General features: G+C 62.1%; 10 protein-coding genes. 6 read left to right on the top strand and 4 right to left on the bottom strand.

Going from position 1 to position 14,971, the window contains the following annotated elements; genetic code table 11:
- Nucleotides 1-64: 64 nt before the first annotated feature.
- The 3 genes from P3T20_RS12645 to P3T20_RS12635 all read right to left on the bottom strand — a co-directional run bounded on the left by P3T20_RS12645 (nt 65) and on the right by P3T20_RS12635 (nt 6,056).
- The gene (locus P3T20_RS12645; RefSeq protein ID WP_429287007.1) at nt 65-1,522 is read right to left on the bottom strand and encodes an efflux transporter outer membrane subunit; all 1,458 of its coding nucleotides are present in this window, start codon (nt 1,520-1,522) and stop codon (nt 65-67) included.
- Between the two features lie 89 nt (nt 1,523-1,611).
- Nucleotides 1,612-2,892, bottom strand: coding sequence for an efflux RND transporter periplasmic adaptor subunit (locus P3T20_RS12640; RefSeq protein ID WP_074264492.1), 1,281 nt, complete (start codon nt 2,890-2,892; stop codon nt 1,612-1,614).
- Nucleotides 2,889-6,056 (bottom strand): efflux RND transporter permease subunit, encoded by a 3,168-nt coding sequence (locus P3T20_RS12635; protein ID WP_074264493.1) that lies wholly within the window; start codon nt 6,054-6,056, stop codon nt 2,889-2,891. The genes P3T20_RS12640 and P3T20_RS12635 overlap by 4 nt, the downstream gene beginning before the upstream one ends.
- A gap of 414 nt (nt 6,057-6,470) precedes the next feature.
- On the opposite strand from P3T20_RS12635, the gene P3T20_RS12630 reads away from it, so the two are divergent.
- A complete protein-coding gene (locus tag P3T20_RS12630; RefSeq protein ID WP_074264494.1) occupies nt 6,471-7,766 on the top strand; it encodes an MFS transporter in 1,296 nt (431 codons plus the stop codon).
- A gap of 61 nt (nt 7,767-7,827) precedes the next feature.
- Nucleotides 7,828-9,486: a phosphoglucomutase (alpha-D-glucose-1,6-bisphosphate-dependent) gene (gene pgm / locus P3T20_RS12625; protein ID WP_074264495.1), complete on the top strand. Its 1,659-nt coding sequence runs from the start codon at nt 7,828-7,830 to the stop codon at nt 9,484-9,486.
- Between the two features lie 46 nt (nt 9,487-9,532).
- On the opposite strand, the gene P3T20_RS12620 is transcribed toward pgm, so the two are convergent.
- Nucleotides 9,533-10,324, bottom strand: coding sequence for an IclR family transcriptional regulator (locus P3T20_RS12620; RefSeq protein WP_083611406.1), 792 nt, complete (start codon nt 10,322-10,324; stop codon nt 9,533-9,535).
- A 245-nt stretch (nt 10,325-10,569) separates the two neighbouring features.
- On the opposite strand from P3T20_RS12620, the gene P3T20_RS12615 reads away from it, so the two are divergent.
- From P3T20_RS12615 to P3T20_RS12600, 4 genes are all read left to right on the top strand, one after another.
- On the top strand, nt 10,570-11,634 hold the full coding sequence (locus P3T20_RS12615) for an ABC transporter ATP-binding protein (RefSeq protein ID WP_429287006.1): 1,065 nt from the start codon (nt 10,570-10,572) through the stop codon (nt 11,632-11,634).
- A gap of 96 nt (nt 11,635-11,730) precedes the next feature.
- Nucleotides 11,731-13,062 (top strand): ABC transporter substrate-binding protein, encoded by a 1,332-nt coding sequence (locus P3T20_RS12610; RefSeq protein WP_429287005.1) that lies wholly within the window; start codon nt 11,731-11,733, stop codon nt 13,060-13,062.
- Nucleotides 13,063-13,137: 75 nt separating this feature from the next.
- Entirely contained in the window at nt 13,138-14,079 is a 942-nt protein-coding gene (locus P3T20_RS12605; protein ID WP_429287004.1) for a carbohydrate ABC transporter permease, read from the top strand.
- Between the two features lie 5 nt (nt 14,080-14,084).
- Nucleotides 14,085-14,966, top strand: a complete 882-nt coding sequence (locus P3T20_RS12600) for a carbohydrate ABC transporter permease (protein WP_429287003.1) — start codon at nt 14,085-14,087, stop codon at nt 14,964-14,966.
- Nucleotides 14,967-14,971 lie beyond the last annotated feature (5 nt).

Raw genomic sequence — 14,971 nt, 5'->3', positions numbered from 1 at the left:
GGGTGCATGAAAATGAAGAGATATTTAAATCACATCGTCTCGGTCTGGCCAGGAAAATCCATGACTATTGCGGCTCGTGCACATCGCCAGGCGCGGTGCTCAGGCTCACTGGATTGAACGGCCGGGTCTGGTCCGCAGTGGGGAGCTCAGCCGTGCTCCAGCCACCGCCCAAAGCGCCCGTGAGCGCCACCGCGGTCTGCAGCCGTCGCGTCTGCACCTGCACTTCCGTAATCTGCGCGGTGAGTGCCGCAATCTGGGCCACGGTGACATTCAGGTAGTTGTCCAGACCATCCCGGTACAGGCTCATGGAGATGTTCTGCACCTTGAAGGCGGCCTGCAGGGCGGCCTGCTGTTGGGCCGCCTCGGTGGCGAGCTTGCTGGTCAGCACCAGATTGTCTTCGACCTGCCGGAACGCGGTGAGCACCGTCGACCGGTAGTTGTCGCCGGTCTGGGCAAACCTGGACCAGCTCGCCTGCACCTCAGCCTTGCGCAAACCCCCTTCGAATAGCGGCAGCATGGCGGACGCACCCACTGCCCACAGCGTATTGGGCAGCGAGGCCAAGGCAAAGCCCGTGTCCTCGAAGCCGCCCATCGCGTTGAGGCGAATGTTCGGATAGAAAGCCGCTCGCGAGACGCCGATCGCTGCATTGGCAGCCGCCATGGCGCGCTCGGCCTGAGCGATATCGGGGCGCCGTTGCAGCAGAGCCGAGGGCACGCCGGCCGGCACCTCCGGTAGCGCGATATGAGCGTCGGTGCGCACCGGCAAGCTGAACGTGGTGGGGTTCGCGCCGCTCAACACTGCGATCGCATGTTCGAGAACGGCGCGTTGTGCTTCAACGTCCGTATCCATGGCTTGTGCCGAAGCGAGCTGATTCTGGGCACGTTCGACGTCAAGGCCTGAGGAAATCTTGCCGGCATAGCGCATCTGCGTAATCTTGACCGCGTCGAGATACGAAGCGATGGCCTGCTGATACGCCGCATGCTCGGTATCGAGGCCATGAGCGGCCATGTAATCGCTGGCCAGTTCCATCTCGAGGCTAAGCCGGGCTGACGCGACTTGCGCCGCCGTGGCCTGGGCGCTTGCCTTCGCCGACTTCGCGCTATTGCGGATCTCGTCCCAGAAGTCCGGCTCCCAGGTGGCTGCGGCGCCGTAGCCGTTCGACTGCTCGTGATTGAGGCCGGTGCTGTTATGAAACAGCGTGTGCGCGGATTCTCCGTTCTGGCTGACGAACGCCTGCGAGGTCAATTGCGGAAACAGGCCCGATTGAGCCTCGCCGACGACGTCCCGCGCCTGGGTATAGGTTTCCTGCGCGGCCAGCAGATCGGGATTAGCCGCATCGAGTTGAGCTTCGAGGCGATCGAGCTCGGGGTCGTTGAACATCTGCCACCATGGGCCGCGTGCGAGCTGATCTTGCGGAGTCGCTTCGACAAACGGTCCCGAGCCGCGGTAGTCGGCCGGCAGGATCATTTTGGGCGGCGTATAGGTGGGGGCGAGATCGCAGCCCGAAAGAACGGTGAGCATTGCCAGGCAGGCAATCGGCCTCACGCGGAAAATCCGATGGCCAAACAGGCGGGTAAATTGGCGGCCAGGTTGCCGGTTAGTACAGCGCATCATTTCCCCGAATCGTTAAGTGCGGCTTCAATCTTGGCGCGCTGCTCAGCGCTCAGGTTGGCGGGGACAGGGGCGGCGGCGTGGAACTGCGGAGAGAGCGCGACGCCAGGCGCACCGGTGACGATTCGCACCTTTTCGCCTTCGAGAATCCCGGCTGAGGGATTGACGATCAAGCGGTCGCTGCGCGTCAGACCGGAGACCACCTGCACGGTCTGCCCGAGGTTGAGGCCGAGCTTGACGTCCTGCAGATGAACCTTGTCGTCGGCCCCAACCAGCGCGACCTGCATGCCTTCCGCGCGAAACAGCAAGGCCTGTTCGGGGATGATCAGCACGTTGGGATCGGATGGTATGACGAAATGTACGTCGGCATACGTGCCAGGCCAGATCAGATGATCGGGGTTCTTCACCAGCAACTCGGTTACGACCGTGCGCGTCTGCGGGTTGAAGGCATTCGCGGTGGTGTCGAAGGTGGCCTCGAACCTGCGGCCCGGATACTGCGGCAGCGAGAGCGTGGCGGTCAGGCCAGGCTTGAGGATCGAGGAATAGTCCTGCGGCACCGAGACGAACACACGCATCTCGTGGATATCGGAGACGCTGAACAGTTCGTCGGCCGCGCCTTGTGAGCTGACGTCGCCGCCGGCCGCATTGACGTAGTTGCCGACGTCTGTGTTGCGCGACGTCACCACGCCGTCGAACGGGGCAACGATTGCCTTGAAGCCTTCGAGCACCTTGAAACGCGCGACCTGGTGCTCTGCTGCGCGTGCCTGGGCCTTCTGTGCGGCGGCATTCGCCACCTGCACATCCACTTCCTGCTGCGAGACGGCCTCCGTTCCCTGCAGGGCGGTCCAGCGTTTGGCCGTCACCGCCGCGAGGTTGTAGTTGGTGCGGGCGACATCGAGATTCGCCTGGGCGCTTTCGTATTGTTCATCGACAGCGGGCGCGTCGATGGTCGCGAGCAGATCGCCCGCCTTGACCACCGCACCGTAGTCCTTGTACCACTTCGACACATAGCCGGACACCTGCGCATAGATCGGCGCCGAGTACCAGGCGTGGATGTTGCCGGGCAGCGTCATGGTGCGCGAGGCGGGTCCGGGCATCGGCGACATCACCTGCACGGGGGGAACCGAATCTTCGTTGGCGACGTCGCGCAGATCGGCGAGGTTGTCGTGCCGCTGGACGATGCCGAGCGCCACGAGGGCGAGCGCGACCAGCAGGCCCACGCCGGTCAGCAGCCGCACTTTCGGCCGGCCGGGGAGGGAGATATCTCGAAGGGTGTTCATGCGTGCAGTTCCCTGTCTGTCTGGGTCTTCCGGTCGCGATGCAGCAGCGCGAACACGCAAGGTACGAATAGCAAGGTGGCGAAGGTGGCGACCAGCAGGCCGCCGATCACGGCGCGTCCAAGCGGGGCGTTCTGGGTATTGCTGAAGGACATCGGCAGCATGCCGATGATCATGGCGAGCGCCGTCATCAGTACTGGACGGATACGGGCAAAGCCGGCTTCGATAGCGGCCGCGACAGGGTCGCCGTGGACTGCGAAATGTTCGCGGGCGAACGACACCACCAGAATCGAATTGGCGGTCGCCGTGCCCATGCACATGATGGCGCCGGTGAGCGCCGGCACCGACAGCGTGGTGTGCGTCAGGAACAGGCTCCAGACAATCCCCGCGAGCGCCGCGGGCAACGCGGTGATGATGATGAACGGGTCGAGCCAGGACTGGAAGTTGACGACGATGACGAGATACACGAGCAGGATCGACAGCGCGAGTCCTTCCAGCAACTGCGAATAGGCGCTGCTCATGGTTTGGGCCTGGCCACGCAAGTGGACCGACGCGCCGTGCGGCACTTGGTCGGCCATATCGGCGACCACTTTCTCGACCGCATCGTGAACCGCACCGAGGTCGCGCCGCTGATTGCTCACGAAGATGTCGATGGCGGGCAGGATGCTGAAGTGCGAGGCGAGCAACGGCGTGCCGGTCTGGCTGATGGTACTGAGTGCGCCGAGCAGTTGCACGCCGTGGTCGTTAGGATCGCCATCGCCTTTGTCGATTGGTATGGTCTCCAGATCGTTCATCGAGCTCAACTGATCCTGTGGCGTCTGCAGGTTGACGAGGTGCGAGACGCCGCTCGAGGTGTCGAGCCAATACGTCGGCGCCGTCTGACCGCTACCCGACAAGGTGGCGAGCGTGTTGTTGGCGATATCTGCTTCCGTCAGCCCGATCCCCGAAGCGAATGAGCGCGATGCCGCGATCTTCAGCGTGGGTTCGTCGAACGCCTGCTGGATGTTGACGTCCGCGCTGCCAGGAATGCGCCGGATGCGCGCGGCCAGTTCCTGCGCGTAGGCGAAGTTCGCAGCCTGCCCGCGGCCGGCAACCTGTACGTCGATAGGCGCCGGCAAGCCGAAGTTGAGAATCTTCGCGGTGATGTCGCCGGGCAGGAATGTGAAAGCGGTACCCGGATACAGTAGCGGCAACTGACGCCGCAGCTTGAACCGGTAATCGTCGACGGGCGAGCGGTCGTTCTTCAGGCTGATCGTGATGTCGCAATCCTGCGGACCGATGGTCCCCGTCGAGTTATAGGCCTCGTTGATGCCGCTGGCGGGCAGGCCGCAATTGTCGAGGACGTTGGTGACTTCGCCGGGCAGGATCTGGCGGATCGAGGCATTCACGAGTACCGCAAGCCGCGACGCTTCCTCGAGACGGGTGCCGACCGGCGCACGCATATGCATGTCGATCTCACCCGACTTGATGCTCGGAAAGAAATCGCGGCCGAGAAAGCCGAGCAGGCCGAGCGAAGCGAACGAGCCCGCCACGAAGATCGAGATGAAGCGTCCCCGGTGCGCCACGATGCCGGTCAGCAAAACCTTGTACTGGTTGCGAAAACGCGTGAAGCGGTGTTCGAAGCCTCTTTGAAAGCGCGTGAACGGTCCCGGGTTGGGGGCATGCCCGTGCTTGTGCGCTTCCACCTGGCCGCGCAGCAGATAGGCTGCCATGGTCGGCACGAGCGTACGCGAGAGGATGAACGAGGCGATCATCGCGAAGATGATGGCTTCAGCAAGCGGCAGGAACAGATAACCGGCCACGCCGCTCAACTGGAACAACGGCAGCCAGACGATGCAGATACACAGTGTCGCGACGAACGTGGGCACGACGATCTGGTTAGCCGCGTCGATGATGCCGGGTTCAAGCTCCGCGCCGGCCTCCAGATGCGAGTCGATGTTCTCGATCATGACGGTCGCGTCGTCCACGAGAATCCCCACGGCTAGCGCCAGACCACCGAGCGTCATCACGTTGATGGTCTGACCGAGCCACGAGAGCACCAGCACCGAGCACAAAATGGCGAGCGGGATCGAGGTGGCGACAATCAGCGTCGAGCGCCAGCTGCCGAGAAACAGCAGCACCGTCAGGCCGGTCAGGATGGCGGCGGTGATCATCTCCTGCACCACTTCATCCACCGAGTCGCGCACAAATCCCGAGGCATCGTTGAGCGTAGTGATTTTCACGCCGGGCGGCAGCGTGCGGATAATGCCTGGCAGTGCTTTCTTGATGCCGTCGACGACCGCGAGCGTAGAGGCATCGCCGCTCTTCAGGATCTGGATCAGCACGGCCTGCTTGCCTTTTACGAGCACGGCGTTGATCTGCGGTGGCGAGCCGCGGTGCACATAGGCCACGTCGCGCAGATAAACGGTGGCGCCGTCGACGGTCTTGATCGGCAGGTTGTTGAAGGTGGAAACGGCGATTGGACTTGCGTTGGTTTCGACCATGAAGTCGAGTGCGCCGATCTTCTGATCACCGGCGGGCAACACGACGTTCTGCGAGCTGAGCGCGTGCGCTACGTCGACCGCCGACAAGCCGTGCGCGAGCAGCCTGGTCTGATCGAGATCGATTTCGACGTTCAGCGAGGCGCCGCCATACGGCGTTGGAATCGCAGCACCGGGCACCGCGACCAGTTGCGGGCGGATCAGATTGGATGCCATGTCGTAGACCTGCGCCGCAGTCATGCCGGCCGCCGACACCTGCAGGTCCAGCACCGGCACTGAGGAGGCGTTATACGAAAGGATCTGCGGTGGCGTGATGCCAGCGGGCATCTGCTTGAGTACGGTCTGCGAGGCCGCGGTGATCTGCGCCTGTGCTGCGGCGACGTTGGTGCCCGGTTGCAGGAACACCTTGACGATGCCGCGCCCGTAGAGCGACTGACTCTCGATATGCTCGATGTTCTCGACGGTCGAGGTGAGCGAGCGCTCGTAGTAGTAGATCACGCGGCCGGACATGTCCTGCGGCGTCAGACCGTTGTAGGTCCAGACCACAGCCACCACCGGAATACGGATGTTCGGAAAAATATCGGTCGGGGTCCTGAGCACCGCCATACCGCCGAACAGCACGATCAGGATGCTCATCACTACAAAAGTCAAAGGTCTGCGTAACGCGACAAGGACAATGGCGTTCATTGGGTGCCGTTCAAAATGCAAGGGAGTCGAGTCGTGGGCAGCCCGTGGGCGACGCTGGGGCCTTGAACGCATGATGGGTGAGGCGACGTAACGCGGCATCGCCAGACCGATTAAGCATTTTTTATGGTTTTGACATCGGGAGACGGAGTGGAGCAGGCCGCGAATGCAATCCTATGCTGTTAGTTGTCGTACAACTGAGTGTGGCGTCTGATAGGCTTCAGCGCGTCCCCGACCTCATGCCTAGCCTTATTTCCTAGTCGTATCATGGCTTTGCGCCGAACACCGGGTAAACACCCGTGATCTCCTCCTTGATCCCGACAGGTTGACGGACATACGATGTCTACCGCGAGGCGAGCGGTACCGACGTGCGTTGGCCGCTTTTAAAAACCATATCGAGTGGAGAGAGACGCCATCATGGGAATCAAGGTACGAGGGCTACGCTGGTGGATGATCGCCTTGCTGGCACTGGGCACGGTCATGAACTATCTGGCGCGCAGTTCGCTCGCCATCGCCGCGCCGACGGTCATGCAAAGCCTGCACATCACCACCAGTCAGTACGGCTGGATTACCGGCGCGTTTCTCGTCATGTACCCCTTGGGTGGCCCGCTCACCGGTTACCTGATGGATCGCATTGGCCTGCGTTTTGGCTTTCTGCTGTGCGGCCTCGCGTGGTCCGTTATCTGCATGGCGCACGGCTTTGCCACTGGCTGGGTCGGTCTGTTTGTTTTGCGCGGCATGCTCGGCCTCGTCGAGGCGTCGTTCATTCCGGCCGGCATGCGGCTCGCAGCGTTCTGGTTCCCGCTGCGCGAACGTGCGATTGCCGCGGGCGTGTTCAACATCGGCACGTCGATTGGCGCGATTGCTGCGCCACCGCTGATCGCGTGGTCGATCCTGCGCTACAACTGGCAAGCTGCCTTCGTGATCGCAGGCGGCATCGGCTTTATCTGGGCCGTGTTGTGGATCGCCTTCTATCGTCACCCGAGCGCGCACTCTGCGCTAAGCGAGCGGGAAGCCGCGTATATCGTCGACGGCAAGGCGCTTGGTCTTGCCGAAGACGGTTCGAAACCGAATCTGCGCGAAATTTTCCGCTCGCGTAATTTCTGGGGCATCGCGCTGCCGCGCTTCTTTGCCGATCCCGTGTGGGGCACCCTGGTGTTCTGGATGCCGCTGTATCTGCATCAGGCGCGCGGCTTCGATCTTAAAGCGATTGCGATGACCGCGTGGCTGCCATTCGTTGCAGCCGATGTCGGCTGCCTGATGGGCGGCTCCGTGTCGTTCCTTCTGAACCGTCACTTCAATCTCTCGATCATCAACGGCAAGCGCGTTGTCTTCACGTTCGGCGCGCTGCTGATGACGGCCATGGCAGGCGTCGGCTATGTGAAGGATCCGGCCATGGCGATCTTCCTGCTGTGCCTCGGCGGCTTCGCACATCAGACGCTATCGGTGACGGTGATTTCAATGTCCGCGGATCTGTTTCCGCGTCATGAGGTGGCGACCGTGACGGGCTTCGCGGCGCTCAGCGCCGGTATCGGCAACCTCGGCTTTACCCTGGTGATGGGCGCGCTCGTCATGACCATCGGCTATGCACCGTTCTTCGTGGCGCTGGGCATGGGCGATCTGGTGGGCGTGGCGCTGATTTGGAGTCTGGTGCGTCCGGTGCTGGCTGAGCGCCGCGCCAGCGCGCAGGTGGCGCGCGCCGCGAGCGCGTAGCGTTGTCCGTTCCTGCCCAGGCAGAGTATGCTGAGATACTCAAAAGAACGGGAGGGCATCCATGAACATCAATCCGCTCGCCGGCAAGCTCGCACCGCATGAAATGCTTGTCAATGTCCCCCGGCTTGTCACGTCGTACTATTCAGAAACGCCGGACCCGCAGATCCCCGCACAACGCGTTTCGTTCGGCACCTCGGGGCACCGTGGCTCGCCGTTCGAACGCAGCTTCAATGAATGGCATGTGCTCGCCATTACGCAGGCCATCTGTCATTACCGCAAGCAGCAGGGGATCGATGGGCCGCTGTTTCTCGGCATCGATACGCATGCGCTCTCCGAACCCGCCAACGTCAGCGCGCTAGAGGTGCTGGCCGCCAATGGCGTCGACGTCATGATCGCGCAGAACGGCGAATACACGCCTACGCCCGCGGTTTCCCACGCAATCCTCACGTATAACCGTGGCCGCACCGCGGGCCTCGCTGATGGCATCGTGGTGACGCCTTCGCACAACCCGCCCGATAGCGGCGGCTTCAAATACAACCCGCCGAATGGCGGCCCCGCTGACGGCAGTGTCACCGGCTGGATCGAAAAGGCCGCGAACGGCTTGCTCGAGGCCGGTCTCGATGGCCTGCTGCGTGTGCCGCTGGCGAAGGCACTGGCCTCGTCGCACACGCACCGGCACGACTATCTGAACACGTACGTCGCAGACCTCGTCAACGTGCTCGACATGGATGTGATCCGCGGTGCGCCGATCCGCCTCGGCGTCGATCCGCTCGGCGGCGCCGGTGTGCACTACTGGGGGCCGATTGCGGATCGCTATCACCTGAACCTCACCGTGCTCAACGATGAAGTGGATCCGACCTTTCACTTCATGAGTCTCGATTGGGACGGGCGGATTCGCATGGACCCGTCTTCGCCTTACGCGATGCAGCCGCTGCTCGCCCAGAAGGACCGCTTCGATGTGGCCTTCGCGTGCGACACGGATCATGACCGGCACGGCATCGTCACGCGCGCAGCGGGCCTGATGCCGCCCAATCAATATCTCACCGTGCTCGTCGATTACCTGTTCGCGCATCGACCGCACTGGCCAACTCGTGCGGCGGTGGGCAAAACCATCGTCAGCAGTCAGATGATCGATCGGGTCAGCGAGAAGCTTGGGCGCACGCTTTACGAAGTGCCTGTTGGCTTCAAATGGTTCGTTAGCGGCCTGCTCGATGGTTCATTGGGGTTCGGTGGCGAGGAGAGCGCGGGAGCGAGTTGCCTGCGGCTCGACGGCACGGCGTGGTCTACCGACAAGGACGGCATCGTGCCCGCGCTGCTCTCGGCCGAAATCACGACACGCACCGGCCGAGACCCTGCTGAAATCTACCGGGATCTGACCCAGCGTTTGGGTGAGCCGGTCGAACGCCGCGTGCAGGCGGCCGCTACGGCGCCGCAGCGAGCGCTGTTGGGACGGTTGTCGCCCTCGCAGTTTCCGCATACCGAACTGGCTGGCGAAAAGATCATGCAGGTGCTCGACCGTGCGCCGGGTAACGACGCAGCCATAGGCGGCATCAAGGTGATCACGCAGAGCGGCTGGTTTGCCGCGCGTCCTTCAGGTACTGAGGATATCTACAAGATTTACGCAGAGAGTTTCCTCGGCGAGGAGCATCTGACGCGCATCGTCGAGGAAGCGCAGGCGATGGTGGACAGTACGCTTGCGCAGCGGGGCGCGACGCCTTGAGCGGTTAGTGCTGGGTGTGGCAGGGGCCGCGTTTGACGCATGCGCGTTACTGCGTCGACGCGTCCCAGTACACGTTGAACCCCATCAGCGCGGTCAGCGTCTGCGCCGCCTGCTTCATCATTTCTCCCACCTCGCTCATCGACGGTACAGGGGCGTTGTCGATCCGCTCGATATACGGCGAGGTTAGCGTTGCAATGGCGTGCCCATCCCGGCCGAATACCGGATAGGCGAGGTTCTTCACGCCTTTGACCTGGCGGCTCGGCATCCGCGCGTTACCGTGTTTGCGGATCTGCGCCAGGTCCTTCGTCAACTGCTGGGGATCCACGGCCTGCTCGCCTTCCACCGGCACATGCAGTTCGAGCATCTCGAGGCGCTGCGGCTCTTCCTGGAACGCCAGCAGCACCTGCCCCGATGCGGTATCGGTGAGACCGATCAAGGTTCCCACCTTCAATGAGAAACCCCAGCGCTCGGGACTCTCGACGCCGGCCACGATCAACACGCGGCCCTTCTGATACACGCACAGATGAAACGACTGCCCGGCCTGCTTGGCGAGTTGCGTCATCAGCGGCAGCGCGGTCGACACGAGCGAGCGCACGGGTTGATGCCGGTGCGCCAATTGAAACAGCAGGAGCGACAGCACGTAGCGGTCGCCGGCAGCCTGCAGATAACCGCGCGTTTCCAGCGTTACCACCATGCGGAAGATCTCCGCGGTGGTGCGGCCCAGTTCCTTGGCGAGTTCCGCAAGCGATAAGCCCTCGGGGTGGCCCACCAGCAGTTCGATGATGTCGAGGCCCTTTTCCAGGGCTGGCGCCGAGTAGCGTGTCGCGTTGTCGTTCAATTTTCCTCCCGCAATGCCAACGGATGCCCGATCAGATGGCGCACATGATAACCAGAGGGATTGTAGGGCCGGAGAAGGCGAAATGAGCGATCCTGGCGGCCATTCCGCAGACGGGGAAAACACCTAGTAAATTTCATACATGAAATATGTTTTCATACCTAAAATTTAACGAGTCGCGGAACGAGCGTGTTCCGGGCCACCAGTCAGCAGGCCGCGGACATGGCAATCACGTGGAGGCGAGGGGAATGGCAGCCGTTGCATTCGAACAGGTGCGCAAGTCGTTCGGCGCCGTTCAGGTTCTCAAGCAGATCGACCTGGCTGTACCGGACGGCGAGTTTCTGGTGCTCGTCGGGCCGAGCGGCTGCGGCAAATCCACCTTGCTGCGCGCGTTGGCGGGGCTCGAGGGCGTTACGCACGGGCGCATCCTGATCGACGGGCAGATCGTCAACGCGCTGCCGCCGCGTGATCGCGATGTCGCGATGGTGTTCCAGAACTACGCGCTTTATCCGCACATGACGGTGCTCGAAAACCTGACGTTTGCGCTCAAGCTGCGTAACCACGACGCCAAGGAGATTGCGGCGCGGGCGCAAAAGGCGGCGGCGCTGCTGGGTTTGCAGGAGCTGCTCGGCAGACATCCTCGCCACCTGTCAGGCGGCCAGCGCCAGCGGGTGGCGATGGGCCGTGCCATCGTGCGCGACCCGAAGGTCTTTCTGTTCGACGAGCCGCTGTCGAATCTCGATGCGCGGCTGCGCGTGCAGATGCGCGCGGAGATCAAGGCGCTGCACCAGCGCTTGCGCGCGACCACGGTCTACGTGACGCACGACCAGATCGAGGCCATGACGATGGCCGATCGCATTGTCGTGCTCAACGGTGGCGAAATCGAACAGGTCGGCACGCCGCTCGCGCTCTATGACGATCCTGACAATCTCTTCGTGGCGGGTTTTATCGGCTCGCCGGCGATGAATATCTTCAACGGTGTTTATGAACAGCATGGCGATGGCGCATGCGTTCGCGTCGGCGAACTCGCATTGCCGGTGCCGCCTGTCAATGCCGCGCACGGCCAGCAGGTGGTGTACGGCGTGCGGCCCGAACATCTCGGCCTCGCAGGCGAGGACGGCATGCCGTTCGCGCTCGACGTGGTCGAGCCCACGGGTGCCGCAACCGAGTTGTTCGGCACGGTTGCTGGGCAGACCTGTTGCGTGATGCTCAACGGCCGTACCGATCTGCGCGCCGGCAGCGAGATTGCGCTGCGCGCCGACCTCGGCAAGGTACTCGTATTCGATCGCGCCAGCGGCAGGCGCTTGCGATGAACAGGAGTGCGAGCCGTCCCGCCGCGGGGCTCGCATGAAGTATTGGCCGCCGGCAAGCCGCGCGGTCTCACGGCGGAACTCATAAAAGAGGAGACAATGATGCGCTATCCAACCATGCCGACCATGTTAAGGCTCGCCGCTTCGGTGCTCGCGCTCGCGGGCATCGTTGCGTCCGGCCTCGCTCATGCCGACGACGAATACAAAGGCTACACACTGCGGGTCAAGCTGATCGGCGGTGTGCAGTACGAGGCGCTCTATACGCGCATTCCGCTGTGGGAAAAGCAGACTGGTGCGAAAGTCGAGATCATCTCGCGCAAGAGCCACTTCGAGCTGGATCGCGAACTGAAGCAGGACATCGCATCTGGCCATATCGACTATTGCGTGTCGTCGAATCACACCAATTTTTCCGCCCAGTACCCGATCTTCCGTGATCTGAAGGGACTCTTTCCTGCGAGTTATCTGGCCGCGTTTTCGCCGAGCCTGCTGAAGGCCTCGGAGATCAATGGACATCTGGTGCAGATTCCGCGCTCGGTCGATATCGAAGCGCTGTACTACGACAAGACTGCGTACGGCGATCCGGCCAACCAGGCCGCCTATAGCAAGCAGTTCGGCGAGACGCTCGCGCCACCGAAAACCTACGCGGAATTCACCCAGCAGGCCAAGTTCTTTACCAAGGCGCCAAATTTCTACGGCACGCAGTTTCCCGGCAAGGACGAAGCGATTACGGGTACGTTCTATTCGCTGCTGATCGCCAATGGCGGACAGTTGCTCGATGCAAAGAACCGTGCCGCGTTCAACTCGCCGATTGGCGTCAAGACACTCAACTGGTTTGTGGATCTCTACAAGGCTGGTGCGGTGCCCAAGGGCGTGCCGAGCTACGTCTGGGACGACCTCGGCAATAACTTTGCCGCCGGCAAGGTGGCGCTGGATCTCGACTGGCCAGGCTTCGCGTCGTTCTACAACGATCCGAAGACCTCCAAAATCGCGGGCAATGTGGGCGTCGTGCCGGCGCCGCTCGGTGCCGCCAACAAGCGGCCAGGCTGGTCCGGATCGCATAGCTTCTCGATCACGAAGAGCTGCGATCGTCCGGAGGTCGCCGCGAGCTTCGTCCAATTCCTGACCAGTTTCGATTCGCAGATGGTGGAGGCGCGCCTCGGCACGATTCCGTCGCGCGTCGATGCGCAGCAGGCCGTTGTGAAGGAGTTCCAGGCGAAGAATGATGCGTACATGGCGAATGCCATCGCCGTATTTAGCACGGCGGCACGTCAGGATGCCTTTACACCGCCGCGCATCCAGCAGTGGGACGAAATCTCGAATGCCTTGTGGCCTGAGCTGCAGAAGGCGCTGATTGGCGACAAGTCGTCCCAGCAGGCGCTCGACGACGCGGCGAAGAAGGTCTCCGACATCATGCAGGACGCCTCCGACTAGCGATAAAGGCACCGCACGACCCGCACGATGCACGCTGCGCCGTGCGGGGCGATCTGCTTCCAGCTCCACGACACCATGCGATCCAACCTTCAAGATTCGTCTGCCGTACCCGCTCTCGTGCCGGTTTCTCATGAGGGTATTGCTTTGCCGCTCAAGCTGCTGCTGCCGGCGTTTTTCTCCGTGGCGGTCGTTGTCGTGCTGCCGTTGCTGTTTTCGCTCTACACGAGCTTCACCGCTTACCGCCTGATCGAGCCTGAGACGATCTGGCATTTCATTGGTCTGCGCAACTATCTGCGTGCCTTTGCCAACGAAGATTTCTGGGCCGCATTCGGCCGCACGGTGCTGTTCCTGACGATTGCCTTGAATCTGGAACTCGTGCTGGGCCTCGGCATCGCGCTCCTGCTCAACGAGGTCACCAAAGGCCAGCGTATTTTGCGCACCATCATGATGTTCCCGATGATGTTCTCGCCGGTGCTGGTCGGCTTTCAGTTCAAGTTCATGCTCAACGACAGCACCGGGGTGGTCAATCATCTTCTGCAAACACTGTTCGGCCTGAAAAGCACGATTCCCTTTCTGGTCAATGCGAATTCGGCGCTGGCCTCGCTGGTCGCAGCCGAGGTCTGGAACTCGACACCCGTTTTCGCGGTGATCCTGCTTGCCGGGCTGATGGCGTTGCCGAAAGATCCGATCGAAGCATCCAAAGTCGACGGTTGCACGCCGCTGCAAACCTTCCGTTATGTGACGCTGCCGTATCTGATGCCGTTCGTCTACATCGCGATGACGATCCGCTCGCTCGATGTCGGCCGGGCTTACGACATTGTGCGCATCATGACGAACGGTGGTCCCGGCGGGCGCACCGAACTACTGTGGACGATGGTGGGCCGTATTGCCTACGACGACTCGCATATGGGCTACGCGAATGCAATCGGCTACGTGTCGGTGCTCGTTTCCGTGCTGTTCACGCTGTACTTCTTCCGCAAGCTAAATGCCGCACGCAGACATATGGGACCCGCCTGAACATCATGAGCACGACTATTGAACACGATTACCGGGTTTCCTCGCCAGGGGCGCCGCTCAGGCGGGCCGCGTTGTGGTTCGCCGTCTTCATCGTGATGGCGGTGATCTGCCTGCCCGGCCTGTGGGTTGTGCTCAACGCATTTCGCTCGAACGTGGCGATCCTGTCGAACCAGCCGCTCTCCGATGCCAGCAGCTATACGCTCGACAACTTCCGCAACATGTTCGGCTTCGGTGCAATGGCCTCGCTGCCGATTCGTCAGTACTTTGTGAATTCGATGCTGATCTCGTTGGCGAGCACCTGCGCCGCGATCGTGGTCGGCGTGTTAGGCGGCTATGCGTTTGCACGCTTCGAGTTCCGCCACAAGAAGACGCTGTTCGTGGTCCTGATGCTCACACGGGCCATTCCCGGCATCGCGCTTTCGTTGCCGATCTTCATGCTGTGGGCGTGGACAGGTCTGCTCGATACGCGCATCGGCGTCATCATCGTGTATCTCGCGATGAACGTGCCGTTTACCGTCTGGCTGATCGACGGTTTCTTTCGCGAAGTGCCGGCGGAGCTCGCCGAGGCCGCCCAGATAGACGGTTGCACCCGCTGGCAGGCGTTCTGGCATATCGAGCTGCCGCTCGCGCGATCGGGCGTGGCGTCGGCGGCGATTTTCGCCTTCCTGACGAGCTGGAACGAATTCGCGCTGGCCTCGCAACTGTGCCGCAGTCCCGATACCAAAACACTCCCCGTCGGCCTGATGGACTTCACCGCGCAGTTCACGGTGGACTGGGCCGGCATGTGCGCGATGGCGGTGATCATCATCGTTCCGGCCATCGTGCTGACTTTCATTGTTCAGAAACACCTGATTGCGGGGCTTACGCTCGGCGGCGTCAAAGGATAAAACTA

Origin of the sequence: Paraburkholderia sp. GAS206C, assembly GCF_050435645.1 — a bacterium.
GTDB lineage: Bacteria > Pseudomonadota > Gammaproteobacteria > Burkholderiales > Burkholderiaceae > Paraburkholderia > Paraburkholderia phenazinium_B.
This window is presented reverse-complemented; position numbering and strand designations above follow the sequence as displayed.

What these genes read in the sequence shown, in the direction of transcription:
- P3T20_RS12645 (WP_429287007.1), bottom strand. Translation starts at nt 1,522, where the DNA reads ATGCTCACCGTTCTTTCGGGCTGCGATCTCGCCCCCACCTATACGCCG.
- P3T20_RS12640 (WP_074264492.1), bottom strand. Translation starts at nt 2,892, where the DNA reads ATGAACACCCTTCGAGATATCTCCCTCCCCGGCCGGCCGAAAGTGCGG.
- P3T20_RS12635 (WP_074264493.1), bottom strand. Translation starts at nt 6,056, where the DNA reads ATGAACGCCATTGTCCTTGTCGCGTTACGCAGACCTTTGACTTTTGTA.
- P3T20_RS12630 (WP_074264494.1), top strand. Translation starts at nt 6,471, where the DNA reads ATGGGAATCAAGGTACGAGGGCTACGCTGGTGGATGATCGCCTTGCTG.
- pgm (WP_074264495.1), top strand. Translation starts at nt 7,828, where the DNA reads ATGAACATCAATCCGCTCGCCGGCAAGCTCGCACCGCATGAAATGCTT.
- P3T20_RS12615 (WP_429287006.1), top strand. Translation starts at nt 10,570, where the DNA reads ATGGCAGCCGTTGCATTCGAACAGGTGCGCAAGTCGTTCGGCGCCGTT.
- P3T20_RS12610 (WP_429287005.1), top strand. Translation starts at nt 11,731, where the DNA reads ATGATGCGCTATCCAACCATGCCGACCATGTTAAGGCTCGCCGCTTCG.
- P3T20_RS12605 (WP_429287004.1), top strand. Translation starts at nt 13,138, where the DNA reads ATGCGATCCAACCTTCAAGATTCGTCTGCCGTACCCGCTCTCGTGCCG.
- P3T20_RS12600 (WP_429287003.1), top strand. Translation starts at nt 14,085, where the DNA reads ATGAGCACGACTATTGAACACGATTACCGGGTTTCCTCGCCAGGGGCG.